At 66.0% G+C, this 25,644-nt stretch carries 23 protein-coding genes; 17 read left to right on the top strand and 6 right to left on the bottom strand.

Features of this window, described 5'->3' with window-relative positions:
* Nucleotides 1-144 precede the first annotated feature (144 nt).
* From Q8Z05_RS19345 to Q8Z05_RS19325, 5 genes are all read left to right on the top strand, one after another.
* A complete protein-coding gene (locus Q8Z05_RS19345; protein ID WP_305941170.1) occupies nucleotides 145-894 on the top strand; it encodes an MIP/aquaporin family protein in 750 nt (249 codons plus the stop codon).
* 61 nt (nucleotides 895-955) lie between these two features.
* Nucleotides 956-2,470, top strand: coding sequence for a glycerol kinase GlpK (gene glpK, locus Q8Z05_RS19340; RefSeq protein WP_305941169.1), 1,515 nt, complete (start codon nucleotides 956-958; stop codon nucleotides 2,468-2,470).
* A gap of 365 nt (nucleotides 2,471-2,835) precedes the next feature.
* Nucleotides 2,836-5,361, top strand: a complete 2,526-nt coding sequence (gene leuS / locus Q8Z05_RS19335; RefSeq protein ID WP_305941168.1) for a leucine--tRNA ligase — start codon at nucleotides 2,836-2,838, stop codon at nucleotides 5,359-5,361.
* Between the two features lie 68 nt (nucleotides 5,362-5,429).
* Nucleotides 5,430-6,434: a DegV family protein gene (locus tag Q8Z05_RS19330; protein WP_305941167.1), complete on the top strand. Its 1,005-nt coding sequence runs from the start codon at nucleotides 5,430-5,432 to the stop codon at nucleotides 6,432-6,434.
* A gap of 59 nt (nucleotides 6,435-6,493) precedes the next feature.
* Nucleotides 6,494-6,679, top strand: a complete 186-nt coding sequence (locus Q8Z05_RS19325; RefSeq protein WP_305941166.1) for a hypothetical protein — start codon at nucleotides 6,494-6,496, stop codon at nucleotides 6,677-6,679.
* A gap of 19 nt (nucleotides 6,680-6,698) precedes the next feature.
* Here Q8Z05_RS19325 and Q8Z05_RS19320 read toward each other — a convergent pair whose 3' ends face one another.
* The gene (locus Q8Z05_RS19320; RefSeq protein ID WP_305941165.1) at nucleotides 6,699-7,172 is read right to left on the bottom strand and encodes a hypothetical protein; all 474 of its coding nucleotides are present in this window, start codon (nucleotides 7,170-7,172) and stop codon (nucleotides 6,699-6,701) included.
* A gap of 198 nt (nucleotides 7,173-7,370) precedes the next feature.
* Here Q8Z05_RS19320 and Q8Z05_RS19315 point away from each other — a divergent pair, with 198 nt between their 5' ends.
* From Q8Z05_RS19315 to holA, 3 genes are read left to right on the top strand one after another with little or no spacing between them, the layout of a single operon-like run.
* Nucleotides 7,371-8,348: a ComEA family DNA-binding protein gene (locus tag Q8Z05_RS19315; RefSeq protein ID WP_305941164.1), complete on the top strand. Its 978-nt coding sequence runs from the start codon at nucleotides 7,371-7,373 to the stop codon at nucleotides 8,346-8,348.
* A gap of 1 nt (nucleotide 8,349) precedes the next feature.
* Entirely contained in the window at nucleotides 8,350-10,326 is a 1,977-nt protein-coding gene (locus Q8Z05_RS19310) for a ComEC/Rec2 family competence protein (protein WP_305941163.1), read from the top strand.
* A complete protein-coding gene (gene holA, locus Q8Z05_RS19305) occupies nucleotides 10,260-11,276 on the top strand; it encodes a DNA polymerase III subunit delta (protein WP_305941162.1) in 1,017 nt (338 codons plus the stop codon). Before Q8Z05_RS19310 ends, holA begins: the two co-directional genes overlap by 67 nt.
* Nucleotides 11,277-11,360: 84 nt before the next feature.
* Here holA and rpsT read toward each other — a convergent pair whose 3' ends face one another.
* A complete protein-coding gene (rpsT, locus tag Q8Z05_RS19300; RefSeq protein ID WP_011692086.1) occupies nucleotides 11,361-11,621 on the bottom strand; it encodes a 30S ribosomal protein S20 in 261 nt (86 codons plus the stop codon).
* Nucleotides 11,622-11,809: 188 nt separating this feature from the next.
* Nucleotides 11,810-12,376 (bottom strand): type II toxin-antitoxin system PemK/MazF family toxin, encoded by a 567-nt coding sequence (locus Q8Z05_RS19295; RefSeq protein WP_305941161.1) that lies wholly within the window; start codon nucleotides 12,374-12,376, stop codon nucleotides 11,810-11,812.
* Nucleotides 12,377-12,554: 178 nt separating this feature from the next.
* On the opposite strand from Q8Z05_RS19295, the gene lepA reads away from it, so the two are divergent.
* A complete protein-coding gene (gene lepA / locus Q8Z05_RS19290) occupies nucleotides 12,555-14,408 on the top strand; it encodes a translation elongation factor 4 (RefSeq protein WP_305941160.1) in 1,854 nt (617 codons plus the stop codon).
* A gap of 36 nt (nucleotides 14,409-14,444) precedes the next feature.
* Nucleotides 14,445-15,674 (top strand): radical SAM family heme chaperone HemW, encoded by a 1,230-nt coding sequence (gene hemW, locus Q8Z05_RS19285; protein ID WP_305941159.1) that lies wholly within the window; start codon nucleotides 14,445-14,447, stop codon nucleotides 15,672-15,674.
* 65 nt (nucleotides 15,675-15,739) lie between these two features.
* Here the strand turns inward: hemW and Q8Z05_RS19280 are convergent, their stop codons facing one another.
* Both Q8Z05_RS19280 and Q8Z05_RS19275 read right to left on the bottom strand, forming a co-directional pair.
* Nucleotides 15,740-16,159, bottom strand: a complete 420-nt coding sequence (locus tag Q8Z05_RS19280) for a DUF4870 domain-containing protein (RefSeq protein ID WP_305941158.1) — start codon at nucleotides 16,157-16,159, stop codon at nucleotides 15,740-15,742.
* Between the two features lie 110 nt (nucleotides 16,160-16,269).
* Nucleotides 16,270-17,121 carry a DUF3097 domain-containing protein gene (locus tag Q8Z05_RS19275; protein ID WP_305941157.1) on the bottom strand — a complete coding sequence of 284 codons (852 nt, stop codon included), beginning with the start codon at nucleotides 17,119-17,121 and terminating at the stop codon, nucleotides 16,270-16,272.
* 247 nt (nucleotides 17,122-17,368) lie between these two features.
* Here Q8Z05_RS19275 and hrcA point away from each other — a divergent pair, with 247 nt between their 5' ends.
* From hrcA to Q8Z05_RS19260, 3 genes are all read left to right on the top strand, one after another.
* Complete coding sequence (hrcA, locus tag Q8Z05_RS19270; protein ID WP_305941156.1) at nucleotides 17,369-18,382, top strand: heat-inducible transcriptional repressor HrcA; 1,014 nt, start codon at nucleotides 17,369-17,371, stop codon at nucleotides 18,380-18,382.
* Between the two features lie 112 nt (nucleotides 18,383-18,494).
* A complete protein-coding gene (gene dnaJ / locus Q8Z05_RS19265) occupies nucleotides 18,495-19,622 on the top strand; it encodes a molecular chaperone DnaJ (RefSeq protein ID WP_305941155.1) in 1,128 nt (375 codons plus the stop codon).
* Nucleotides 19,623-19,624: 2 nt separating this feature from the next.
* Nucleotides 19,625-20,407, top strand: coding sequence for a 16S rRNA (uracil(1498)-N(3))-methyltransferase (locus Q8Z05_RS19260; protein ID WP_305941154.1), 783 nt, complete (start codon nucleotides 19,625-19,627; stop codon nucleotides 20,405-20,407).
* A 49-nt stretch (nucleotides 20,408-20,456) separates the two neighbouring features.
* Here the strand turns inward: Q8Z05_RS19260 and Q8Z05_RS19255 are convergent, their stop codons facing one another.
* On the bottom strand, nucleotides 20,457-21,422 hold the full coding sequence (locus tag Q8Z05_RS19255) for a GerMN domain-containing protein (protein WP_305941153.1): 966 nt from the start codon (nucleotides 21,420-21,422) through the stop codon (nucleotides 20,457-20,459).
* 371 nt (nucleotides 21,423-21,793) lie between these two features.
* On the opposite strand from Q8Z05_RS19255, the gene Q8Z05_RS19250 reads away from it, so the two are divergent.
* From Q8Z05_RS19250 to era, 4 genes are read left to right on the top strand one after another with little or no spacing between them, the layout of a single operon-like run.
* Nucleotides 21,794-22,882 carry a PhoH family protein gene (locus tag Q8Z05_RS19250; protein ID WP_305941152.1) on the top strand — a complete coding sequence of 363 codons (1,089 nt, stop codon included), beginning with the start codon at nucleotides 21,794-21,796 and terminating at the stop codon, nucleotides 22,880-22,882.
* Complete coding sequence (ybeY, locus tag Q8Z05_RS19245; protein WP_305941151.1) at nucleotides 22,879-23,352, top strand: rRNA maturation RNase YbeY; 474 nt, start codon at nucleotides 22,879-22,881, stop codon at nucleotides 23,350-23,352. The genes Q8Z05_RS19250 and ybeY overlap by 4 nt, the downstream gene beginning before the upstream one ends.
* Nucleotides 23,349-24,692, top strand: a complete 1,344-nt coding sequence (locus Q8Z05_RS19240; protein ID WP_305941150.1) for a hemolysin family protein — start codon at nucleotides 23,349-23,351, stop codon at nucleotides 24,690-24,692. The genes ybeY and Q8Z05_RS19240 overlap by 4 nt, the downstream gene beginning before the upstream one ends.
* Entirely contained in the window at nucleotides 24,676-25,635 is a 960-nt protein-coding gene (era, locus tag Q8Z05_RS19235; protein WP_305941149.1) for a GTPase Era, read from the top strand. Before Q8Z05_RS19240 ends, era begins: the two co-directional genes overlap by 17 nt.
* The last annotated feature ends 9 nt before the right edge of the window (nucleotides 25,636-25,644 follow it).

Here is a 25,644-nt window from a genome sequence, read left to right as displayed (position 1 = left end):
GCGGCGATGCCCGGGCGCAAGGGCTGCGCGGTTCCGCTGGAGGAGCACCGGCGCAGCGGCCGGCCGGCATCGCAACAAACGATGCCGGCCCCACAGCCCCTCAAACTCGCGAGGGGCTGACAACAGAAAATAGAGGAGTCAAAGATGTCTCTTGGAATAGTTTTCCTTTCCGAAGTATTCGGAACCGCGATGCTTACCCTGCTGGGTTGCGGCGTCGTGGCAAACGTCGCGCTCAAAGGCACCAAGGGCAACAACGGCGGATTCTTGATGGTCACATGGGGGTGGGGCATCGCAGTCTTCGCCGGCGTGTACGTCGCCGCCAGATCCGGCGCGCACCTCAACCCGGCCGTGACCCTTGGCCTGCTGGTCAACGGAAAGGCGGAGTATGCTCCCGGCGTCAGCGTCGACTTCGCATCCACGCTGACCTACTTCGGCGGTGAATTCCTCGGTGCGTTCCTGGGCGCAGTAGTCATGTGGCTGGCCCACAAGCAGCACTTTGACGCCGAACCGGCGCCCGCCAGCAAGCTCGCCGTGTTCTCCACCGGCCCCGCCATCCGCTCCACCCCCTGGAACCTGATCACCGAGATCATCGGCACGTTCGTGCTCGTCTTCGTCATCCTGACGTTCGGCGGCACCCCCTCCGGCCTGGGCCCGCTCGCTGTGGCCCTGCTGGTTGTCGGCATCGGCGTGTCCCTCGGCGGACCCACCGGCTACGCCATCAACCCCGCCCGTGACCTTGGCCCCCGTGTCGCGCACGCCCTGCTCCCCATCAAGGGCAAGGGCTCCAGCGACTGGAGCTACTCGTGGATCCCGGTTGTCGGGCCACTGGTAGGCGGCAGCCTCGCCGGTGCCGTGGCGGCAGTGGTCCCGATCATCGCCGCGGCAGCCTCCTGATTCCCGCCCTGCGGACCAAAACCCAGACCAAGCCCTTCAGACAACAGACAAGGACGTCAACATGAACCAGTACGTAATCGCCATCGACCAGGGCACCACCAGCACGCGCGCCATCGTCTTCGACCACAGCGGCAGCATCGTCTCCTCCGGGCAGATGGAACACGAGCAGATCTTCCCGCAGGCCGGCTGGGTGGAGCACGACCCCGCCGAAATCTGGAACAACACCCGCGAAGTCATTGCCTCCGCACTGTCCAAGGCGAACCTGACGCGGCACGACATCGCCGCCGTCGGCATCACCAACCAGCGCGAAACCGCGGTCGTGTGGGACAAGACAACGGGCAAGGCGATCTACAACGCCATCGTCTGGCAGGACACCCGGACCCAGGACATCGTGGATGAACTGGCCAAGGACGGTGGACCGGAGCGTTTCAAGCAGAAGGTGGGCCTGCCGCTGGCCACGTACTTCTCCGGCACCAAGATCAAGTGGATCCTGGACAACGTGGAAGGCGCCCGCGCCAAAGCCGAAGCCGGCGACCTGGTCTTTGGCAATACTGACTGCTGGGTTCTGTGGAACCTCACCGGCGGAGTGGATGGCGGCGTGCACGTCACGGACGTCACCAACGCCTCCCGGACCATGTTCATGGACCTGGACACGCTGTCCTGGGACCAGGAGATCCTGGACGCCTTCGGTGTTCCCGCCTCCATGATGCCCGCCATCAAGTCTTCCTCCGAGGTCTACGGCACCGTCCACACCTCCCAGTTGCTCCGGGAAGTGCCGGTTGCCGGCATCCTCGGCGACCAGCAGGCAGCCACGTTCGGCCAGGCGGCATTTGATGCCGGCGAAGCCAAGAACACGTACGGGACGGGCTGCTTCCTGATCTTCAACACCGGCGAGGAGATTGTCCACTCCAAGAACGGCCTGCTGACCACCGTGGGCTACAAGCTAGGGGACGCGGCTCCGCACTACGCGCTGGAAGGCTCCATCGCCGTCACCGGATCCCTCATCCAGTGGCTGCGCGACAACCTCGGCCTGATCAGCAGCGCCCCGGAAGTGGAGACGCTGGCGGCCGCCGTCAAGGACAACGGCGGGGTCTACATCGTGCCGGCGTTCTCCGGACTGTTCGCACCTTACTGGCGGTCCGACGCCCGCGGCGCCATCGTTGGCCTGACCCGCTTCGTGAACAGGAACCACATCGCCCGTGCGGCCCTGGAGGCCACGGCCTTCCAGACCCGTGAGGTGCTCGACGCCGTCAACGCGGACTCCGGTGTTCCGCTGACGGAGTTGAAGGTCGACGGCGGCATGGTTGCCAATGACGCCCTGATGCAGTTCCAGGCGGACATTCTGGGCGTTCCGGTGATCCGGCCGAAGGTCGTGGAGACCACGGCCCTCGGTGCCGCCTACGCAGCCGGCCTGGCCGTCGGCTTCTGGAAGGACCTGGGGGAGTGCTCGGCCAACTGGTCCGAGGACAAGCGCTGGGAACCGCAGATGGACGAGGCCGAGCGGGACCGCCAGATGCGCCTCTGGAAGAAGGCCGTTACGAAGTCCATGGACTGGGTCGACGAGGACGTGAAGTAGGCGTGAGTTGAAATGAGAGAGGGGCCGGTGACTCCCGCCCGCCCGCTTCGCGGTGCCCACCACACCATGGCGGGGAGTCACCGGCCCCCCTCTTCGCACACTTGCCTACTTCAGCCGCTCGTGGCGACTTACGTTTAGCGCAGGGTGAGGGTGCGCTAAAGTAGTTCTATGCGTGCGATCCTTCTGCTTAGCTAGCCGCCCGGTATCCCGACCAAATACGGATTGCCGAGCGGCCGCCCCTCCATGTCGAGGGGCTTTTGTGTGTCTGGGGTATCTCCCGGCCCGCAAGCAGGGGATCAGGGGGCCGGGGCGGGACAGCACGCCGTGGCCGTACGAAAAGCGGTACAGAACAGAAGAGGGCAGCAGTGAGCGTTCAGCCGGAGACAGAGACCGGAACAGCAGCAGTCGCGACGGAAGGCCCCGAGGAGGGCACCTACAGCTTTGCCGCGATGGAGGCCAAGTGGCCGCAGGTGTGGGAAGACCTCAAGGTGTTCACACCGGTCGATGACGGCTCGCGCGAGCGCCGCTACGTCCTCGACATGTTCCCCTACCCGTCAGGTGACCTGCACATGGGCCACGCTGAAGCGTTTGCCATGGGCGACGTCGTGGCACGGTACCTGCGGCAGAAGGGCTTCGACGTCCTGCACCCGATCGGCTGGGACTCCTTCGGCCTGCCGGCCGAGAACGCCGCCATCAAGCGCAATGCACACCCCAGCGAGTGGACCTACGCCAACATCGACACCCAGGCGGCGTCCTTCAAGCGCTACGCCATCTCGGCGGACTGGTCGCGGCGCCTGCACACTTCGGATCCCGAGTACTACCGCTGGACCCAGTGGCTGTTCAAGCGCTTCTACGAACGCGGCCTGGCGTACCGCAAGGATTCACCCGTCAACTGGTGCCCCAAGGACCAGACTGTGCTGGCCAACGAGCAGGTGGTCAACGGTGCCTGCGAACGGTGCGGCACCGCCGTGACCAAGAAGTCGCTGAACCAGTGGTACTTCAAGATCACCGACTACGCCGACCGCCTGCTGGATGACATGGACGAACTGCGCGGCCACTGGCCTGAGCGCGTCCTGGCGATGCAGAAGAACTGGATCGGCCGGTCCGAAGGTGCCCACGTCAACTTCGTCATTGAAGCCGACGGCCGCAAGCCCGCCAAGGATGTCACGGTCTTCACCACCCGACCTGACACGCTGTACGGCGCCACGTTCTTTGTGGTCGCGGCCGATGCGCCGCTGGCAGTGGAACTGGTCACGGACGAGCACGCCGCAGCCCTGGACGCCTACCGCGAGCAGGTCAAAGTACTGTCCGAGATCGAACGCCAGTCCACGGAGCGCGAGAAGACCGGCGTGTTCACCGGCCGGTACGCCGTCAACCCGCTGAACGGCGAGAAGCTGCCGGTCTGGGCCGCTGACTACGTGCTGGCAGACTACGGTACGGGCGCCATCATGGCGGTCCCGGCTCACGACCAGCGCGACCTCGACTTTGCCAAAACCTTCGACCTGCCCGTCCGCGCCGTGCTGGACACAGGGGAGGACGACCCTGCAGTGACGGGAACGGCCACCGCGGGCGAGGGCACGCTGATCAACTCCGGCAACCTTGACGGCCTGCCCAAGTCTGAAGCCATCCCGGCAGCGATCGCCATGCTGGAGAAGCAGGGCACGGGCGAAAAGTTCGTCAACTTCCGTCTGCGTGACTGGCTGCTTAGCCGCCAGCGCTTCTGGGGCACGCCCATCCCGATCATCCACTGCCCTGCCTGCGGCGAGGTTCCTGTTCCCGACGAGCAGCTGCCCGTCACCCTTCCGGCCGACCTGCGCGGCGAGGACCTGTCCCCGAAGGGCACGTCGCCGCTGGCCGCCGCCGAAGCCTGGGTCAATGTTGAGTGCCCCAACTGCCACGGTCCTGCCAAGCGCGACACGGACACCATGGACACGTTCGTTGACTCCTCCTGGTACTTCCTGCGGTTCGTTTCCCCGCAGTACACCGAGGGTCCGTTCGATCCGGAGAAAATCAACGACTGGATGCCCGTGGGGCAGTACGTGGGCGGCGTGGAGCACGCCATCCTGCACCTGTTGTACGCGCGGTTCTTCACTAAGGTCATCCACGACCTGGGCATGATCGACGCCGACGAGCCGTTCAGCGCACTGCTCAACCAGGGCCAGGTCCTCAACGGGGGCAAGGCCATGAGCAAGTCCCTGGGCAACGGTGTTGACCTCGGCGAGCAGCTGGACAAGTTCGGCGTGGACGCCGTGCGCCTCACCATGATCTTCGCCTCCCCGCCGGAGGACGACGTCGACTGGGCGGACGTTTCGCCGTCGGGCTCTGCGAAGTTCCTGGCCCGGGCCTGGCGCCTGGCGCAGGACGTCACCAGCGCGCCCGGCGCGGACGCCGGACAGGGAGACCGTGCCCTGCGGTCCGTCACGCACCGCACGATTGCTGATTCCGCCACGCTCCTGGACAGCAACAAGTTCAACGTGGTGGTGGCCAAGCTGATGGAGCTGGTCAACGCGACCCGCAAGACCATCGATGCCGGCGCCGGCGGGGCGGATCCCGCTGTCCGCGAAGCAGCGGAAGCCGTCGCCGTCATCCTCAGCCTCTTCGCGCCGTATACGGCCGAGGACATGTGGAACGTCCTGGGGCACCCCGCGTCGGTGGCGAACGCCGGCTGGCCCGCCCACGATGAAGCACTCCTGGTCCAGGAGACCGTCACCGCTGTAGTCCAGGTCCAGGGCAAGGTCCGCGACCGCCTCGAGGTCTCGCCGGAGATCGGCGAGGACAAGCTGCGGGAACTGGCCCTCGCGTCGGAGAACGTCCAGCGCGCCCTCGACGGGCGGGGTATCCGCACGGTCATCGTGCGAGCCCCTAAACTGGTCAACATCGTCCCGGCGTAGCCGGGACACCGGCCGCCGGCATGCCGGCGGCCGGTCACCACGTTTGGCCGGAACAGCAGGGGGACGCCGTGAACGACCGTGAACCGGCCGGCTGGCCGTGGCTGAAGGAACGGCTGATCCGCCTGCGGCAGTCTTCCCGAACGGGAGCTGCGCCGGAAGCAGTGGTGCCGGCCGTCGTCGTGCGCACCGCGGTGGTCACCGATTCGGCCGCCGCCCTTCCCGCCGACTGGGTCAGGGACTTCGCCGCCGACGGGCGGCTGACCGTGGTTCCCATGCCCGTGATGGTGGGGCCGGAGATCTACGGCGAAGGCGAAGACGACATCACCGAGACCATTGCCGTGGCGCTGGCCACGGGCACGCCGGTCAAGACGTCACGGCCGTCGCCCGGCCAGTTCGAGCAGGCCTATCTGGCGGCGAAGCGCCGCGGCTTCGAAGCGGTGGTCTCCGTGCACATCTCCGGAGCGCTGTCCGGCACTGCAGACTCCGCCAGGCTCGCCGCATCACGCGTGGACATCCCCGTGGAAGTGGTCGACTCGAAAACCGTGGGCATGGCGCTGGGCATGGGCGTGCAGAGCGCGGTGGTCGCGGCTGCCGATGGCCGGGTGGCGGCCGACGTGCGCACCTTTGCCGAAGAACGGCTGGCCCGCACGAAGGTGTATTTCTACGTCCCCAGCCTGGAGCAGCTGCGCCGCGGAGGCCGGATCGGAGCGGCGGCGTCCCTCTGGGGGACCATGTTTGCCATCAAGCCGATCCTCGCCGTCGAAGACGGGAAGATCATTCCGCTGGAGAAGGTCAGGTCCGCCGTGCGGGCTGTGGCGCGGCTCGAGGAAATCGTGGTTGCCGATGCCGCGGGACGGCCATCCGGCCAGGCCCGCCTGGCCGTGCACCACTTCGGCAACCCCGGGGAAGCCGCGGAGCTGGCGGACAGGCTTGCGGCCGCGCTCCCGGGCGTGCCACCGGCCCAGATCAGTTCGCTGCCGGCCGTCCTCGCCGCCCACGCCGGGCTGGGCGTTCTCGCCGTGATTGTGGGGGAGAGCAGCACGCCGCAGAAGGAACCCGCTCTGGTCCAATAGCTGCGCCGGTAGTACAGTCTCCCCACCGAGCAAGCTCTCCGCCGAGCAAGGAGGCTCCCATGACAATGCAGGTGCACCATGTTGCCCAGTTCGACAAAGACGTGTCGGAGGAAGTGACCAACTGGCTGAAATATCTCAAAGGCCAGGTGACAAGCGTCCAGTTCCTGACCACGACCGTTCCCGATCCGAAAGCCCCGGACTCCTGGCGGGTCCAGTACGAGGCATACATCACCTACCAGAAATAGCCTGCCTATACTGCCCTCTTCAGGGGCTGCAGGTCACCGTGTCGCGGTTGTAGCGGCTATCCTCGAGGACGCTGATGCTGTCCGACACGAAGGTGCATGTGGCGCCGTCGGGGAAGGTGTAGACGCTGGTTGCGCCGGTCTTGATGACGTTCGGGTCGAAGGACCAGGGGCTTTCGTAGTAGGAAAACACGCTGACGAACGTGTGCGTATTGTCCACTGTGATGGTGTCGCCGTCGGGGGAGACCTGGGTGGCGCTGACCTGGCCGCTTCCCTGGAAGACAGCGACTCCGCTTGGCGTCCGCACCTCGATGTGCCGTTCCGAGCCCGTCTGGCAGAACGTCCACCCTGAGACTTCATCCGTGATGCACGTGGAGGTTTCGGTGAATTGCGTGCCGTCGCTGCTGGCCGCTCCGGCTGGCGCCGCCCCGGCCGCAAACGCCAGCACCAAACCCACGCCGCATCCGGAAAAGAGCACAGACTTTTTCGACACCATGACCGCCCCCATCGCTCGGAACTGCCGCCGATTTTCGGGGGCAGGGCAAAATCGTAGGCCCGGGCGGCCTCCGCGGTCAATAACTCCAGTGAATGGTTAAAGTCCGGCGCGCCCGCCGAAGACCCCTGGCGCTCTGTGCTTTCCACATACGGCCGTTCCCGCTGTTTCTCCCGGGCTTGTGCTTCTAGCGTGGGCTGTATGTCACGCCGGAACGCGGAAGCGCGAGCACCTGCCGCGGCCACCCGTGCACGGCTGCGGCTGACGGCTTCCCTCAGCCCGGCAGGCACCGGTGAGGACCATAATGCCGGTGACGACGGCAATGCGGCGGGGACGGGCAAAACGGGGTTGACGGGACTCTTGCAGCAGGTGGCCGGACCTGCCGGGAGTCAGCCCTTTACTTACGACGGCGGTGCGCAGCCGGCTCCGGGAGGCATCGACGCGTCTTCCGGCCACGGGACCCTGGCCCCGGCGAACTTCAGATGGCGTACAGGGCTGCGCGTTGCGGTAGTGCTGGGCATCCTGAGTCTCCTGCTGGGCGGCTGGTTCTGGTGGGACGTTGCAGTCAGCCGTCCCCGCGTGGTGCCCCTGAGCGACGTCAGCAGCCCGGAGGCGCGCGGGCAGCCGGAAGCAGGGCCGGGCGCCGAGCCGCCCGCGGAGTCCGGTGGCCCGGCAGCGGAGGAGGCCAGGGATGCCGCATCCGGTGCGAAGATCGTGGTCCACGTCGCGGGGGCGGTGAACAGGGCAGGCGTGGTGGAACTGCCGCCGGGGAGCAGGATCCACGAGGCGATCGCCGCGGCGGGTGGCAGCGGGCCCGGAGCGGACCTCAACCGCTTGAACCTGGCTGCTCTCCTGACCGACGGCCAGAAGATCCATGTTCCGCAGCTCGGCGATCCGGTGGATTCCCCCGGGACTGCAGCCAGCGAAACCGGGCCCGGCGGAGGCGGGTCCGGAACAGGGGCCGGCGAACCCGGAGCGGACAGTGCCAAAATCGATCTGAACACGGCAACCGTGGAGGAACTGGGGGCACTGCCCCGGGTGGGACCCGTCCTGGCCCAGCGCATCGTGGACTGGCGCAAGGAACATGGGCGGTTCAGTTCGGTTGAAGAACTCGACGCCGTGGACGGCGTAGGGCCCAAGATGCTGGAAACGCTGCTGCCACTCGTGCGGATTTCCTGAGATGGGCAGGCCCAGCCCGTGGCACCGTTTCGTCGAAGCCGCAGTCCGGGGTGAGCAGCACGCAGCCCAACCGCTGCCACCGGACGCTACCCGGGACTCGATGGCTGCAGCCCAGGCGGGACCGGCAGTCCGCGCCGCCGGGATCAAGGGCATCCTTCCGCGGACGTCGACAGGATTGCGCGGAATGCTCGCCGGCCGGCTGCTTCCGAGGCCCGAGGAAAAGGCGGGCAGCTCGCGAAAGGCCGCTGCGTCCGGAACGGCCGACAGGCCGCGGCGCCGGACCGACCTGCGGTTGGCGCCTCCCGTCCTCCTCGCCTGGGCGGCCGCCGTCGCGGGCGTCTGGTTGCCGCTGCCGGCTCTCAGTGTCCTGATCGGGGGATTTCTCCTGGCGGCCGCGGTGCTGCTCGTTGCGATCCGCCGCAGGCGCGTCCGCGCCCCCGGGTCCGGGCCGGCCGCACGCAGTTTCCTGACGACCCTCGCTGTCGGTCTGCTGCTGTCGGCAGCGGTCGCGTCCCATTCGGCGATTGCCGCCTCGCAGAAGCATGACGGGCCTGTGGCCGGTGCCGTGAGGGCCGGCGCTGCCGTGGTGGTTGAGGCGGAAATCACCGGGACTCCGCGCCAGCTCAAGGTTCCCGGCCGGGCCGGGTCGGGCCGGTGGGCGGTCCAGGCCACGGCGTTCGGGATCATTGCCAAGGGCGCCCTTATCAGGGGCGAGGCCCGCCTGCTGATTGTGGGCGGAGCAGAGTGGCAGCACGTGGTCCCCGGCGAGCGGATCCGGACGACGGGAAAGCTGAGGCCGGCCGAAGACGGCCAAACGCAGGCGGGCACCCTGTCAGCCACCACGGGCCCGGCCACCACGGTTGCTGCCTCGGTGTTGCAGGAGGGGCCCGGCGTCCTGCGTAGCGGGTTCGCTGCCGCAGCGGAATGGATCGGCGGGGATGCCCGCGGCCTGCTGCCGGGAATGGTCACGGGTGACACGACCTTCCTCGATGAACAGCTCGAAAGTGCCATGAAAACCGTGGGAATGACCCACTTGACGGCTGTCAGCGGGGCAAACTGCAGCCTCATCCTGGGGGCTCTCCTGCTGGCAGCCCGGACTGTTCGCCTACCGAGGGCTTCCGCTGCCGCAGCCGCCCTCGCCGGCCTGGCACTGTTCGTCCTGATGGTGGGCCCGGACGCCAGCGTCCTCCGCGCCGCGCTCATGGGAGCGATCGGACTGGTGTCCCTGTCCGGGGGCCGGACCGGACGCGGACTCAGTTTCCTCAGCCTCGCGGTGATCGGACTCCTCATGGCGGATCCGGCACTGGGGACCAGTTTCAGCTTCCTCCTGTCCGTTCTGGCAACGCTCGGCATCGTGGTTGCCGGCCCGCGGATGATGGAATGGCTGCCGCCCGTTGTTCCGCGCTGGCTGGCCGCCGGCCTGGCCGTTCCGCTCTCCGCACAGCTCTTCTGCGGCCCGGTGATAGTCCTGTTGCAGCCGCAGTTCTCGTCCTACGCACTGCTGGCAAACATGGTGGCTGCGCCGCTGGTGGCACCGGTCACCATCCTCGGCACCGCCGCAGTCCCGGTGGTGCCATTTGCCCCGTGGATAGCTGCCGTTCCCATCGCGGTGGCGGGGGTCTTCTCTGCCGGAGTTGCCGGCGTTGCCAGGTTTTTCGCTGCCCTCCCCGGGGCCGCCCTGCCGTGGCCGGAGGGGGTATTCGGCGCAGCCACCATGGCATCATTCTCGGCCTGCACCATGGTCTTGCTCTGGACCGTTCTGCACCCGCGGACGGTGTGGCGGCTGGTTCTGGCGGCACACCAAAAGACCATCGATCTGCTGGAGCTATGGCTACCCATGGCCGGCTTGGACGAGCGCCGCTGCCATGGGAGTCTTAGAGGTATTAATCCGATGTCCGGGAGGAACCAAGAGTGGCCGCTGCGCAAAAAGCACGATCCAAGCCGGCGACGTCGGCGACGGCCACCTGGCGTGACGTAACCCCCGCCCTTGTGGTGCTGATCGGCGGGCCCGAAGAGTATCTCGGCATCCGCGCCATGGACCGCATCAGATCACAGGTCCGTGCGGCCCGCCCCGATGTTGAAATTACCAGGCTCAACGCGGGCAGCTACGAACCCGGCTCCCTCGCCATGAACGTCAGCCCGTCGCTGTTCGGGGAATCCAAGCTGATCGAGGTGGAGTCCGCGGAAGCGATGAACGACGCTTTCCTGGCGGACGCCCTCAAGTACCTGGCAGACCCCGAACCGGACGCCGTCCTGGTGGTCCGCCACGGCGGGGGCGTCCGGGGCAAGAAGCTGCTCGATGCTATTAAGGCGGCCGGTTGGCCGGTGGTCGATTGCCAGCCGCTGAAGAAGGATGCGGACAAATCAGCGTTCGTCACAGCCGAATTCAGGGCCGCCTCCCGCCGCATCGAGCCGGAAGCCGTCCATGCCCTGGTCAATGCGGTGGGAGCCAACCTTTCGGAACTCGCGGCCGCCTGCAGCCAGCTCATCGCCGACGCTGCCACAGCCGTTGATACCGACATGGTGGACCGCTACTACGGCGGCCGGATCGAGGCGACAGCCTTCAAGGTCGCCGATGCCGCGCTGGCAGGCAACGCCCCGCTTGCACTCTCCACTCTGCGCCACGCCCTGGCGACGGGCGCGGACCCCGTTCCGCTGGTGGCTGCCCTGGCCGCCAAACTTCGCACCGTGGCGAAAGTTGCCGGCGCGCAGGGATCCTCTGCCCAGATCGCGCGGCAGCTGGGCATGCAGCCGTGGTTGGTGGAACAGGCGCAGCGGGACGTCCGCCGCTGGACTCCGGACGGCCTGGTCCGCTCCATCCAGGTAACTGCCGAGGCGGACGCGCAGGTCAAGGGCCTGTCCCGGGATCCGGTGTATGCGGTGGAGCACGCTGTCACCGTCATCGCCACGTCGGTCCGCCGCAACTAGCTCTGTGCCGTCCTTAAATGGATGTGGCCGGCACCCCGTATGGGGTGCCGGCCACGATCATCAGTTCAGTTGAACTGGAAAACCTTAGAGTGCGTTGACCTTCTTGGAGATCGCCGACTTGCGGTTTGCAGCGTTGTTCTTGTGAAGAACGCCCTTGCTGACAGCCTTATCCAGCTTACGGCTTGCAGCAACCAGCGCAGCAGCAGCGGCATCCTTGTCGGTGGACTCAACGGCAGTGTTGACGGCGCGGATGGCCGTCTTCAGCTCGGACTTGACTGCGTTGTTACGCAGGCGAGCCTTCTCGTTGGTGAGGATGCGCTTCTTCTGGGACTTGATATTAGCCACGTGTGAACTCTCTTTTTAATGCGGAAATGGTCTAGAGGGCTTTCAGATTGGCCATTGACTGAGCGGCGTGGGGATACCTATGGCGGCCAACCATCAGTGGCCGTCGACCTGCACGGACACACAGCTGTCAATAATAGCAGACGCACGCCAATGCCGGTGTCCTCCTGCCATTTTCGGTGAGACGATCCTTATTTCCAGCCGTGGAGCTCGCGAAGTACGGTCGAGACGGTGTCGAAGCGCTTCCGGTCCAGGACTGCGCCTTCCCGGCGGATGTCATCCGGGCTGATCTGGATGATGCGGTCCAGCTTGGCTTCGCTGGGCCGGCGCTGCCGGTCCCAGCTGCCTGTGCCGATATCCACGTAGTTCGCGTCATCGCGGCGGTCCCGGTCGTGGTCCTTGCTGGTGAGCATCAGTCCCAGCAGAAAGTACCCGCGGCTGCCGATCAGGAGGACCGGCCGGTCCTTGCCCTGGGAGTGGTCCTCTTCATAGGGGACCCATGTCCACACGACTTCGCCCGGTTCCGGTTTGCCGTTGGGGGAGGGGGCGTACTTGATAGTCGCGGTGCCCCTAAAGTCGCCCGGGTAGTTTCCGTTGATACCGGCGACGGCGTCGCGCGGCTGTGTGGACCGCGTGGGTGTTGTTCGGGCGGGCGCCGGGCGGGTTCCGGTGCGTGGGCCAGGGGCTGCGGGGCGCCCTTCCAGAAGGCGCAGGGCGGTGCGGACAGCCCTGCCGAGGGAGCGGAGGTTGAAAGCCATCCTGCAACGATACTGTGCCGCCGGACGCCGCCGGGGGCATTCCCTCGGACCGGTCGTGCTAACAATGCACTGTGTGGCGGCTGGACGTGGGACACTAGAAGTTCACGTGCGGCCGGTCGCGCGATGGCCTTGGCCATCTTGAGCACAGCCGCGGAAATGCCAACAGTAAGGACCCTGCGTGTCTCCCATGGCCCGCACCGCCCCGGTGCCCGCCGCAACAGATCCGGCCATCATCCGGAACTTCTGCATCATTGCGCACATTGACCACGGTAAGTCCACTCTGGCCGACCGCATGCTGCAGTACACCGGCGTCGTTCAGTCCCGCGACATGAAGGCCCAGTATCTGGACCGCATGGATATCGAACGTGAGCGCGGCATCACCATCAAGTCCCAGGCTGTCCGCATGCCATGGGAAGTTGAAGGCACCAGCTATGCGCTGAACATGATCGACACTCCCGGGCACGTTGACTTCACCTATGAGGTCTCCCGCTCGCTTGCCGCCTGCGAAGGTGCAGTGCTGCTTGTTGACGCGGCCCAGGGCATCGAGGCACAGACCCTCGCCAATCTGTACCTGGCGATGGAGAACAACCTCACCATCATTCCGGTCCTTAACAAGATCGACCTCCCTGCCGCCCAGCCCGAGAAGTACGCGGAGGAACTTGCCAGCCTGATCGGCGGAGACCCCGACGACGTGCTGCGTGTCTCCGGCAAGACGGGCATGGGAGTCGAGGTCTTGTTGGACAAGATCGTCCGCGACCTGCCGGCCCCCGTGGGTGACCCGAACGCGCCCGCCCGCGCCATGATCTTTGACTCGGTCTACGACACGTACCGCGGTGTTGTCACGTACGTCCGCGTGGTCGACGGCATGCTGCACCCTCGCGAACGCATCCAGATGATGTCCACCCGCGCCACTCACGAACTCCTTGAGATCGGTGTCAGTTCCCCGGAGCCCACGCCTTCCAAGGGCCTCGGGGTCGGCGAAGTGGGCTACCTCATCACGGGCGTGAAGGATGTCCGCCTGTCCAAGGTGGGCGACACTGTCACCAACCTTGCCAAGCCTGCCGCGGAATCCCTCCCGGGTTACGCAGACGCGAAGCCCATGGTCTTCTCCGGTCTGTATCCGCTGGACGGCACGGACTACCCGGTGCTCCGCGATGCGCTGGAGAAGCTGATGCTCAACGACGCCGCGCTGGTGTACGAACCGGAGACCTCGGCCGCGCTGGGCTTCGGCTTCCGAGTCGGCTTCCTTGGCCTGCTTCACCTGGAAATCACCCGTGAACGCCTCGAACGCGAGTACAAGCTGGACCTGATTTCCACCGCACCCAACGTGGAATATGAGGTGACCCTGGAGGACAAGAAGGTTGTCCATGTCACCAACCCCAGTGAATACCCCACCGGCAAGATCGCCGAGGTCCGGGAGCCGATGGTGTCCGCCACCATCCTCGCGCCGAACGAGTTCGTCGGGGCGATCATGGAGCTGTGCCAGAGCCGCCGCGGCGTGATGGGCGGCATGGACTACCTTTCCGAGGACCGGGTGGAAATCCGGTACCGCCTGCCGCTGGCCGAAATCGTCTTCGACTTCTTCGACATCCTCAAGTCCAAGACCCGTGGTTACGGCTCACTGGACTGGAAGGCCGACGGCGACCAGGTTGCTGACCTTGTGAAGGTTGACATCATGCTCCAGGGTGAACAGGTGGACGCCTTCAGCGCCATCACCCACCGGGACAAGGCCTATGCCTACGGGGTGATGATGACCACCAAGCTGCGTGAGCTCATTCCCCGGCAGCAGTTCGAGGTGCCCATCCAAGCGGCCATCGGTTCCCGGATCATCGCCCGTGAAAGCATCCGCGCCATCCGCAAGGATGTCCTTGCCAAGTGCTACGGCGGTGACATCACCCGTAAGCGCAAACTTCTGGAAAAGCAGAAGGAAGGCAAGAAGCGCATGAAGATGGTGGGCCGTGTGGAAGTGCCTCAGGAAGCCTTCATCGCAGCGCTCACCACGGACGAATCCAAGGACAAGGCCAAGAAGTAGTGATGACCGTGGCCGGAACTTCCGGAGGCCGCACCCGTGCCTAGCGTTTTACCGCTGGGCGACCCGGCGCCGTCGGACGGCCTGCTTCCCGAGCAGGCCGCCGACGGAGCTGCGCAGCGGGGATTCGGACTCTACGTCCACATTCCCTTCTGTGCCGTCCGCTGCGGCTACTGCGACTTCAACACCTACACCGCGACCGAGCTCGGCGGCGGGGCATCGCAGGACGCCTACGCCTCCACGGCCATCACCGAGGTGGAGTTCGCCGCCAGGGCGCTGCAAGCCAGCGGACTGCCTGCCCGGCAGCTTGGCACCGTCTTTTTCGGCGGCGGCACGCCCACACTGCTGCCCGCGGAGGACCTGGCCCGCATCCTCACCGCCTCAATAGCGCAATGGGGGCTGGCGCCCGGGGCCGAAGTCACCACCGAAGCCAACCCTGATTCAGTCACACCCGAGTCGCTGCAGCTGCTGGCTGATGCCGGCTTCACCCGCGTTTCCTTCGGGATGCAGTCCGCAGTCCCGCACGTTCTGAAGGTGCTCGACCGCACCCACACGCCCAGCAGGGTGCCGCAGGTGGTGCAGTGGGCACGTGACGCCGGCCTCGCGGTCAGCCTGGACCTCATCTACGGCACGCCTGGCGAGTCCCTCGAGGACTGGCGGTTTTCGCTCGAAACCGCCTTGTCGTACGGGCCCGACCACATCAGCGCCTACGCCCTGATCGTGGAGGACGGCACCAAGCTGGCCGCCCAGATCCGCCGGGGCGAAGTTCCCGGAATCGACGACGACGACCACGCGGCCAAGTACGAACTCGCCGACGAACTCATCACCGCCGCCGGCCTGGACTGGTACGAGGTCAGTAACTGGGCCCGCACGCCGGAGCAGGCGTGCCGGCACAATCTGGCGTACTGGCGCGGGGACGACTGGTGGGGCATCGGCCCAGGGGCTCACTCACACGTCGGCGGAGTCCGCTGGTGGAACGTGAAGCACCCCACCGCCTACGCGGGCAGGCTCGCCGCCGGGGCATCGCCGGCAGCCGGCAGGGAAACGCTCGACGCCGAGACCCGGAACGTCGAGCGCGTGATGCTGGAGGCCAGGCTGAGCAGCGGACTCGAGGTGTCCGAGCTGGGAACCTCCGGACGGCACGCCGTCGCCGGGCTGATCGCGGATGGCCTGGTGGATCCCGCAGCGGCCTTCCGGGGCCGGCTTGTCCTCACCCTGAAGGGGCGGCTCCTCGCGGACGCCGTGGTCAGAAGGATCCTGCCCGACTAAGTTGCGGGATCCGGCCGGCGGCCGGCCCGGCCGGTTGAATCCGGCCGGATTGCTGTTCCGGCTGGTTACTTGATCCAGCGCAGGTTGTAGTCATAGCGGTGCGGCTGTCCGCGGTTTACGTGGATCCCGGCTGCCACCGAGAAGCACGTCACGGCGATCCAGATCAGTGTGGCCAGCACCGCGAAGATATTGCCCACCACAGGAAGCATCACCAGGACGTTGCAGATGACGGCGGCGATCGTGGGTGGCAGGGTGAAGTTCAGGGCTTCCTTGGATTCCTGCGCCGTGAACGGGCCGCGGTCCTTGAAAATAAGGTAGATCAACAGCGACGGGACACACCCGAGGATGCCGCCGAAGTGGGCGAGGGTTGCCCATTGCCGGTCTTCGTTGGCCGTCAGCGGCAGGGCATTGGCGGGGACACCATGATACTGGGGCTGGCCATGGCCGGCCTGGTTGTCCCGTTGTTCGCGTGCGTCTTCTGCCACGGTGTCGTCCTTCGGATTGCAGTAGTGCGGTGGTTCCCGGAAAAGCGGACGCTGCCACAAAAGCAACAACCGCCGTATCAAGAATACTGGGTCAGGAGTGCAAGTTGCCCCTACGGGACCGTCAGGAAGTCGATGACCTCTTCCACCCTGCCCAGCAGCGAGGGTTCCAGGTCCGCGTAGCTGCGGACTGCACCCAGTAGCTTCTGCCAGCCGAGGCCGATGTCCTCCTTGGTCTCGTGCGGCCAGCCGAAGGCCGTCAGGATTCCGGTCTTCCAGTCCACGCCCCGCGGGACGACCGGCCACGCGTCGATGCCGAGGACGGCCGGACGGATGGCCTGCCACACATCCACGTATGGGTGGCCCACAATCAGCACGTTGCCGGCAGCACCGGGGGAGGCCATCACGGCGTCAGCGATTCGTGATTCCTTGGAATTGGCAACCAGGTGGTCCACGAGCACACCCAGCCGCCGGCCGGGGCCGGGTCCGAACGCGGCCACTGCCGCGGCGAGGTCGTCAATGCCGTGCAAAGGCTCGACGACGATGCCCTCCACGCGGAGGTCGTCACCCCAGACTTTTTCCACGAGTTCGGCGTCGTGCTTGCCTTCCACCCAGATGCGGCTGGCTTTGGCCACCTGCGCACGCTGGCCGGCCACCCGCACGGAACCTGACGCCGTCCTGCCGGATGCCGCGGAAGCTGCCTGGGCTCGGGGCGCAGGGGGCATCAGCCGGATCGGCAGGCCTTCCAGGAGGAAACCGTAGCCAAGCCGGAAGGTGCGTGACTTGCCGCGCCGGTCCTCCAGGGCCACCACATGCATGCCGCCGGACTTTTCCACCCTGGTGACGGCCCCTACCCAGCCGGACTGGACGTCCTCCAGCACCATGCCCCGCTCCACCGGCACTTCGGGAAGCTCCGGCTTCCGGGGAGCCGTGATGTCCTGCGGGCCCCAGTTCTGGTACGACATCGGATAGACACAACCTTGCGCTAGAAAAAGTGAAAGAAGGGAAGAGAACAGGCCGGCTGTGGCTTTGCGGCGTGCACGTCCTGTTTCGCGCCGGAGTTTCGCCCGGAGCGGTACCAATGCTAACAACGGGGCGACTCATATTAGACTGGTTAGCACTTAGACATGACGAGTGCTAACTGTTGCCCGGGCAGATGCGCTGGTCCCCGCACCGGGGCCGCAGCCCGGGAAAGCCGATCGGAGGTGGAGAATGAGCGAACCACGCAAGCTTGAAGTATTGCGCGCCATCGTGGAGGACTACGTCCATTCCCGCGAACCTGTGGGCTCCAAGGCACTGGTGGAGAGGCACCACCTTGGGGTCTCCAGCGCCACCATCCGCAATGACATGGCAGCGCTGGAAGACGAGGGCCTGATCACGGCGCCGCACACCAGCGCAGGCCGGATCCCCACGGACAAGGGCTACCGGCTGTTCGTCGACCAGATCTCCGCCGTCAAGCCCCTGTCGCAGGCTGAGCGCCGCGCCATCCAGACGCTGCTGGAAGGGTCGGAAGACCTGGACGATGTCCTGGAGCGAACGGTGCGGCTGCTGTCGCAGCTGACGAACCAGGTGGCCGTGGTGCAATATCCGCACCTTAGCCGGGCCATGGTGCGGCACATCGAATTCGTGCTGCTGGCCCCGCGCCAGGTCCTTGCCGTTCTCATTGCGGACACGGGAAAAGTCGAGCAGCGGGTTATCGACGTCGGACAGGAGCTCAGCGACGAGGCCCTCGCAGGACTCAGGACACGGTTCCTGAAAAGCCTGGCCGGAACGCCTCTGAGCCTGCTCCCGCAGGCGCTTCCCGCCGTCGTCGCCGGCTGTGAACCCTCCCGCCGGCACGCAGCCCAGGCGCTGGCCCGCGGCCTGGACTCCCTTGCCAGCAGCACCCGCGAGGAGCGGATGGTCATGGCCGGCACCGCGAACCTCGCGCGGTCCAACGTTGATTTCCCGCTCAGCATCGGCCCGGTCCTCGAAGCCCTCGAGGAGCAGGTGGTGATGCTCCGCCTCCTCAGCGAGATGGCGCAGGACCCGCGCGGCGTCACCGTCAGTATCGGCCGGGAGAATCCGTACGACGGCCTCGCGGAAGCCTCGGTGGTGGCCACGGGCTACGGCCCCGGTTCCAGTGCCAAGGTGGGCGTGCTCGGTCCCACCCGGATGGACTATCCCACCACCATGGCCGCGGTCCGTGCCGTGGCACGCTACCTTTCCAGGATCCTCGGGCCGTAAACGGTAATACATCAGCCACCCGGGCCTCCGTGCCCCGGCTTCCGGGGGACGGCAGCAGCATCATAGACACCAAAGGCATTACAGGCAGTACAACCAGGAAGAGATACGAACTTTGAGCAGCCACTACGACGTTCTTGGAGTCTCGCCCGAAGCGACGGGCGAAGAGATCAAGAAGGCCTACCGAAAGCTTGCGCGCACCTTGCACCCGGACGTGAACCCCGGTGAGGATGCCTCGGACCGCTTCAAGGCCGTCACGCACGCCTATGAAGTGCTGTCCGATCCGCAGAAGCGCCGCGTCTATGACACCACCGGCAATGAGAACGGCACCGACAACGGTTTCGGCGGCGCCGGTTACTCGGGGCAGGGCTTTGCCTTCCAGGACATCTTCGACACCTTCTTCGGTGCGGGCGGCTCGGCCGGCCCGGCATCGCGGGTCCGCCGCGGGCAGGATGCCCTCATCAGCGTCCGCATCGACCTCCGCGACGCCGTCTTTGGAGTCAACAAGAAGCTGGAAGTGGATACTGCCGTCACGTGCCCCACCTGTGAAGGCTCCTGCTGCCAGCCCGGCAGCCACCCCGTGCGCTGCGACATCTGCGGCGGCAGCGGCCAGGTCCAGCGGGCCGTCCGCTCCATCCTGGGCCAGGTCATGACTGCCGCGCCCTGCGGCTCCTGCGAAGGCTTCGGGACCGTCATCAAGGATCCCTGCAACGAGTGCAACGGACAGGGCCGCATCCGCAGCCGCCGTTCCCTGACGGTCAAGGTCCCCGCCGGCGTAGCCACCGGAACGCGGATCCAGCTTGGCGGCCAGGGCGAAGCCGGACCTGCCGGCGGCCCCTCCGGCGACCTGTACGTGGAGATCCGGGTCAACAATGACGCCACCTACGTCCGCGACGGCGACGACCTCCACGCGACCCTGCACATCCCGATGACCGCCGCGGCCCTGGGCACCGAGCTCAGCCTGGATACCTTTGACGGCCAGCAGGAGATCGACGTCAAGGCAGGCACCCAGTCCGGTGAGGTGATCACCCTGCGCGGGCTCGGAGTCACGCACCTCCGTGGCTACGGCCGCGGCGACCTGAAGGTCCACCTGCAGGTCGAAACCCCTGCCAAGCTTGACGCCGCGCAGGAAGACCTGCTCCGGCAGCTCGCCAAACTGCGGGGCGAGCAGTACACCGAAGGAAAGCTCTCCGCCAGCGGCGGGGTCTTCGCCAAACTGCGGGACCGTCTCGGTAACCTGTAGCGGTGAGCAATCCGGTCTTTTTCGCGAACCCGGGCGCCCTGGACGACCAGGGGCCCGGTTCGCACTTTGTCCTGCAGGGTGCCGAGGCCCGTCATGCGGTCACCGTCAAGCGGATCACCGTGGGGGAGTCCGTTGACATAGCGGACGGTGCCGGCAAAAGGCTCACCGGTACCGTCGCGGCCGTCGGCCACGGCGAGCTGACGGTGGAATGCTCCGTCCTCGAATCGGAGGAGCGCCCGGATCTGCGCCTGGTCCTGGTCCAGGCGCTGGCAAAAGGGGACCGCGACGAACTCGCCGCTGAAACCGCCACCGAGCTGGGGATCGACGCCATTATCCCGTGGCAGTCGGAACGCTCCATCGTCCGGTGGAAAGGGGAGCGCGCAGCCAAGGCGCACGCCAAATGGCAGTCCGTGGTGACTGCCGCGGCCAAACAGGCGCGGCGGGCGTGGATCCCCGAGGTGCGTGCCGCCGTCGACGGTTCCGGGCTGCAGGCAGCGGTTTCCGCGGCGGACCTGGCGATCATCCTCCACGAGGATGCCGTCCGCCCGCTCCGGAGGGTCCTGGAGTCATGGCGCGACGGCGACGGCGACGGCGGGATCCCGGCCCCGGGGCCCCGCGAAATACTCCTCATCGTGGGTCCCGAGGGCGGCATCAGTCCGCGGGAAGTCACCAGGCTCTGCGGCGCCGGCGCCGTAACGGCCCTGCTGGGGCACCACGTGCTCAGGTCGTCTACGGCAGGTCCTGCGGCGACAGTGCTGGCCAGCGATATCCTGGGCCGCTGGTAGTAAAGGCCGCCGGCAGCGGACCGCCGGCGGCAGAATCGCTACTCAGCCGCTATTCGACCTTGAAGCTGCGGGTGTCCACGTTCATCTCCCGGTCGGGAGCCCCCGGGTCGATCTGTGAAACGCGGATCTCATAGTTTCCCGGTGCCAGGTTGACGTTCAGCGAGAACAGCCCTGACTGGTTCTGTTCCGCCGACGCCGTCACCTCGCCGCCCAGATACGCCGTCTTGTCGCTGCTGCCCGCAAGTTTAAGGATCTTCCACCGAAGTTTCGCCCCGGGAAGCGTGCTCCGTCCGCTGATCTTGACGCTGCCGTCGGCAACGCCCACGCCTTCCTGCGGATCGATAATCCAGACCGGGGCCACCATGCCCGCTGCGCGGGGAGTGGGAGTGCCCAGCCTGACGTGGTTGAAGGCGAGGTAGTCAGTGTGGCCGTCCACCAGGATCACCACCTGGATTTGCTGGCCGGCGTCCACCAGCCCGGAGCTCGCACCGGCGGCCGTTGCCGTGTAGACCAGTTGCTGGATGGCCCGCTGGGCCATGTCTTCATCGAGGTTGCTGTTGAACGCATCCGGTGAGACGTCCACCGTAATCACGTTCTTGCCCGAGATCGAGGTGGCCAGTTTCTTCGGGTCCTGCCACGGAGTGAAGAAGTCCGGATCCAGCGGCTTGTCGGACATCATGGCGCGCAATGCCCGGGTCACCGGGTTTTCCTGCTCGGGGACGTCCCGGAACTCCCGGTACAGAAAGACGTTCTCGTTACTGCGGCCGATCCAGTAGACGGGGGCCTTGTTGGAAGCCTGGGTGGTTTCCAGCGGTGCACTGGTGCTGGGAACCCCGGCAGTGGCGGATCCGGTCACTGCCTGCGGAGTGCTGCCGGCTGCGGTACTGGCGGAAGGCTGGGGGGTGGCCACACAGGCGGAGAGCACCATGGCCGCGGGCAGCACAAACAGGAGAACCGCGGACCGGGTCCGCCTGCCTCCTGTTGCCTTCCGGCGTCGTGGATTGCTGATCTCCATGGTGTTCCGGGTCCCCGCCCTGTCCCTGTAAATGTCTCGGTTAAGTCTTCCCTGCCGGTGCAATGCCGGCGGATTCCAGCATGGCATAGAGTCCCCGGCGCCCGGCGGTGTTTGGCCGGGCTCTGCCGAACTGCAACGGGAACGATATGAGGCCGATACGAAGTTGATACCTAATGACGGGAACCTGCAACGAAAGTGTTGCGTCCTGTCGACTGCCTCTCACGCTCCGCGGCCCCTGCAGGGCGTACTGGCGTAAGATGGAAGGACTCGGCCGAGCACGGAGCCTGGCGCCAAGGCGGCTAAGGCGAACTGATCGGCCGGGGAGACACATTTCCTAACTGGAGGGGACCAGAGGCCCGCAGGCCGGCACCATGACTGAAGCAACAAACGGAAGGCCCCGGTTCAGCGCCGGAGAGCGCACCACAGGTGAATTTCCCCATAGTCTTCCCGGTGTCCGGACGGAGGTGGTCATCTTCGACAACTCCGAACAGATGGTTCAGTCCCTTGGCAGCCACGATGAGGCCCTGCGCTTTATCGAGGAACAGTTCCCGGCCGTGGACTTCCATGTCCGCGGCAACGAACTCGCCATCAGCGGTCCCGCCGCGGACGTCCCCAGGATCATGCGGCTGCTCCACGAAGTGCGCGGGCTCGTTGACCGGGGGACTGTTATTACGCCGGCGGTCCTCCAGCAACTGGCCGCCCTGCTCCGGAGCCAGTCGCTCCCGAACCCGGTTGAGGTGCTGACGTACAACATACTTTCGAGTCGCGGGAAGACGATCCGGCCGAAGACGCTGAACCAAAAGAACTACGTGGACGCCATCGATGCCAACACTGTGATCTTCGGAATCGGACCAGCCGGCACCGGCAAGACGTTCCTGGCCATGGCCAAGGCTGTCCAGGCCCTGCAGCAGAAGGAAGTCAGCCGCATCATCCTCACCCGGCCTGCTGTGGAGGCCGGTGAACGCCTTGGTTTCCTGCCGGGGACGCTCAGCGACAAGATCGATCCGTACCTGCGTCCGCTTTATGACGCCCTGCACGACATGATGGACCCGGAGTCCATTCCCCGCCTGATGGCAGCGGGCACCATCGAAGTGGCTCCGCTGGCCTACATGCGCGGCCGGACCCTGAACGATGCCTTCATCATCCTCGACGAGGCCCAGAACACCACACCCGAACAGATGAAGATGTTCCTGACGCGGCTCGGCTTCGGCTCCAAAATGGTGGTCACCGGGGATGTCACCCAGGTGGACCTGCCCTTCGGCACCCGTTCCGGCCTCCGGATCGTGGAGGAAATTCTGCAAGGCATTGACGACGTGAATTTCAGCGTGCTGGACGCCTCGGACGTGGTCCGCCACCGGCTAGTGGGCGATATTGTCAACGCGTACGGCATCTGGGACGAAACACAGAGGAACCGGGTGAAGCATTCCGTGCCCCGGGAAAAGCGGGGAGAGCACGCATGAGCATCGAAGTAAACAATGAATCCGGCGTCCGGGTGGACGAAGCTGAACTGGTCGCACTGGCCCGGTTTGTATTCGAACGCCTGTACATCCACCCGCAGGCTGAGCTGTCCATCCTCCTGGTGGACGAACCGGCCATGGAAAAGCTCCACCTCGAACTGATGGATGAGCCGGGAGCCACCGACGTGCTCTCCGTTCCCATGGACGAACTGACGCCTGGGACGCCGGACAAGCCGACGCCCCAGGGCATGCTCGGCGATATCGCCGTTTGTCCGCAGGTGGCGGAGGTCCAGGCCCGGAATGCCGGACATTCCACCCAGGACGAGATGCTGCTGCTCACCACCCACGGGATCCTGCACCTCCTGGGCTACGACCACGCCGATCCCGAGGAAAAGGAAGAGATGTTCGGCCTGCAGCGCGAACTGCTTGAGGGTTTCACCGGTAAAGACGCCCCCTCAGAGACGATGCAGTGACCCCACTGATCCTCGTTGGCATGGCGCTGATCTTCCTCAGTTTCGCCGCCTTGCTGACCGCGGCCGAGTCCGCATTCAACTTCCTGCCGCGCCACGACGCCGAAGAAGCTGTGCTTCGAAGCAACGGCCAGGCCCTCAAGCGGATCCTTGACCAGCCCGTAGCGCACATGCGTTCGCTGCGGTTCTGGCGGATCTGGTTCGAAATGGCCTCGGCCGTGGCCGTCGCGGTCCTCCTGCACAGCCTGTTGGACAGCGTCTGGCTGGCAGGGCTGGCCGCCACCGGAATCATGGCCCTGGTGGGCTTTGTCATCGTGGGAGTGTCACCGCGGCAGCTGGGCCGTGCCCACGCGGCCGGGGTTGTGCGGTTCACCGCGCCGATCATCCGCTTCCTTTGCTGGATTCTTGGGCCCGTCCCGGGCTGGCTTGTCGCTGTGGGCAGTGCCGTGGCCCCTGGCGCACGCGGCGGCGACGAAGCCTCCTTCAGCGAAGAGGAATTCCGCGAACTGGTTGACCGCGCCACCGAGTCGGACATGATCGAGGACAACGAGGCGGAACTGATCCAGTCCGTGTTCGACTTCGGTGACACCCTGGTGCGGGCAGTGATGGTGCCCCGAACGGACATTCTCAGCATCGACGCCGGCTCGAGCCTTCACCGCGCCATGTCCCTGTTCCTGCGGTCAGGGTATTCGCGGATACCCGTCATCCGGGACAACACGGACCAGATCGTGGGCATCATCTACCTCAAGGATGTTGCCGCGGCCCTGCATAGCCTCGGCCCGGACGAGGAACCCCCCATCGTGGATGACCTTGCCCGCGAAGTCCGCTACGTTCCGGAGTCCAAGCAGGTCAGCGACCTGCTCCGCGAGCTGCAGAAGGAATCCACGCATGTGGCCATCGTCATCGATGAGTACGGCGGGACAGCCGGCCTGGTGACCCTCGAGGACCTGATCGAGGAAATCGTCGGCGAAATCGTGGACGAATACGACACCGAGAGTGCCGAGGCCGTGGCACTCGGTGACGGCAGCTACCGCGTGAGTGCGCGGATGGGCATCGATGACCTCGGTGAGCTTTTTGATGTTGAACTCGACGACGACGAAGTGGACACCGTGGGCGGCCTGCTGGCCAAGGCCCTCGGCAGGGTGCCGATCGTGGGCAGCACTGTCGAAGTGGACGGGATCTCGCTGCGGGCGGAGCGCTTGGAAGGCCGCCGCAACAGGGTCAGCCACATCATCGCGGCGCCCGTTGCAATGGGCGCTGTTCCAGAACAAACTGACCTTGAAGACCTACTCGACGAGGCCGAAACAACGCAACAGGGAGTTCCACGTGAGCAAGCAGAATAAAGCGGACGCCGCGGAAGCATTCGGCGGCTTCCGTGCCGGATTTTCCATCCTCGTGGGCAGGCCCAACGCCGGCAAGTCCACGCTGACGAACGCCCTCGTGGGCAAGAAGGTGGCCATCACCTCGGCCAAGCCGCAGACCACGCGCCACACCATCCGCGGCATCGTCCACCGGGATGACGCCCAGCTGATCCTCGTCGATACTCCCGGCCTGCACCGGCCGCGGACGCTGCTCGGCAAACGGCTCAACGACCTCGTGGCGGACACGCTCTCCGAAGTGGATGCCATCGGTTTCTGCCTGCCGGCCAACGAAAAAATCGGTCCCGGTGACCGCTTTATTGCCGCGCAGCTGGCCGCCGTCGGCAAGAAGCCCATCATCGCCATCGTGACGAAGGCCGACCTCGTTGACCGGCAAGCACTGACAGAACAGCTCCTTGCCGTCGCCGCCCTGGGGCGTGAAGTCCTCGGCGAGGACGGCTGGAAGGACATCGTTCCGGTATCGGCAACGGACGGCTTCCAGGTGAACACAGTGGCCGATGTCCTGATCAGCCACATGCCGCCGTCGCAGCCGCTGTACCCGGACGGGCACCTGACGGACGAGCCCGAAGCCGTCATGGTGGCCGAGTTGATCCGTGAGGCTGCCCTGGAAGGGGTGCGCGACGAGCTGCCGCACTCCCTGGCCGTGGTGGTTGAGGAGATCGTTCCGCGTGAGGGCCGGCCTGAGGACAGCCCGTTCCTCGACGTCCGGGTTAACCTTTACGTCGAACGGCCGTCCCAGAAAGCCATCATCATCGGTAAAGGCGGCGCCCGGCTGAGGGAAGTCGGCACCAATGCACGCAAGGGCATTGAAGCGTTGCTCGGAACGCGGATCTACCTGGACCTGCACGTCAAGGTGGCCAAGGACTGGCAGCGGGATCCAAAGCAGCTGGTCAAGCTCGGATTCTAGCCGGACCCC

Origin of the sequence: Arthrobacter oryzae (genome assembly GCF_030718995.1) — a bacterium.
Classification (GTDB): Bacteria; Actinomycetota; Actinomycetes; order Actinomycetales; family Micrococcaceae; genus Arthrobacter; species Arthrobacter oryzae_C.
The sequence above is the reverse complement of the archived record's forward strand: the minus strand, read 5'-3'. Positions and strand labels throughout refer to the sequence as shown.

Excerpts from the sequence above, each read along its gene's own strand:
- Q8Z05_RS19345 (WP_305941170.1), top strand. The coding sequence starts at position 145 with ATGTCTCTTGGAATAGTTTTCCTTTCCGAAGTATTCGGAACCGCGATG.
- glpK (WP_305941169.1), top strand. The coding sequence starts at position 956 with ATGAACCAGTACGTAATCGCCATCGACCAGGGCACCACCAGCACGCGC.
- Q8Z05_RS19325 (WP_305941166.1), top strand. The coding sequence starts at position 6,494 with ATGACAATGCAGGTGCACCATGTTGCCCAGTTCGACAAAGACGTGTCG.
- Q8Z05_RS19320 (WP_305941165.1), bottom strand. The coding sequence starts at position 7,172 with ATGGTGTCGAAAAAGTCTGTGCTCTTTTCCGGATGCGGCGTGGGTTTG.
- Q8Z05_RS19315 (WP_305941164.1), top strand. The coding sequence starts at position 7,371 with ATGTCACGCCGGAACGCGGAAGCGCGAGCACCTGCCGCGGCCACCCGT.
- Q8Z05_RS19310 (WP_305941163.1), top strand. The coding sequence starts at position 8,350 with ATGGGCAGGCCCAGCCCGTGGCACCGTTTCGTCGAAGCCGCAGTCCGG.
- Q8Z05_RS19295 (WP_305941161.1), bottom strand. The coding sequence starts at position 12,376 with ATGGCTTTCAACCTCCGCTCCCTCGGCAGGGCTGTCCGCACCGCCCTG.
- Q8Z05_RS19275 (WP_305941157.1), bottom strand. The coding sequence starts at position 17,121 with ATGTCGTACCAGAACTGGGGCCCGCAGGACATCACGGCTCCCCGGAAG.
- hrcA (WP_305941156.1), top strand. The coding sequence starts at position 17,369 with ATGAGCGAACCACGCAAGCTTGAAGTATTGCGCGCCATCGTGGAGGAC.
- Q8Z05_RS19255 (WP_305941153.1), bottom strand. The coding sequence starts at position 21,422 with ATGGAGATCAGCAATCCACGACGCCGGAAGGCAACAGGAGGCAGGCGG.
- Q8Z05_RS19250 (WP_305941152.1), top strand. The coding sequence starts at position 21,794 with ATGACTGAAGCAACAAACGGAAGGCCCCGGTTCAGCGCCGGAGAGCGC.
- ybeY (WP_305941151.1), top strand. The coding sequence starts at position 22,879 with ATGAGCATCGAAGTAAACAATGAATCCGGCGTCCGGGTGGACGAAGCT.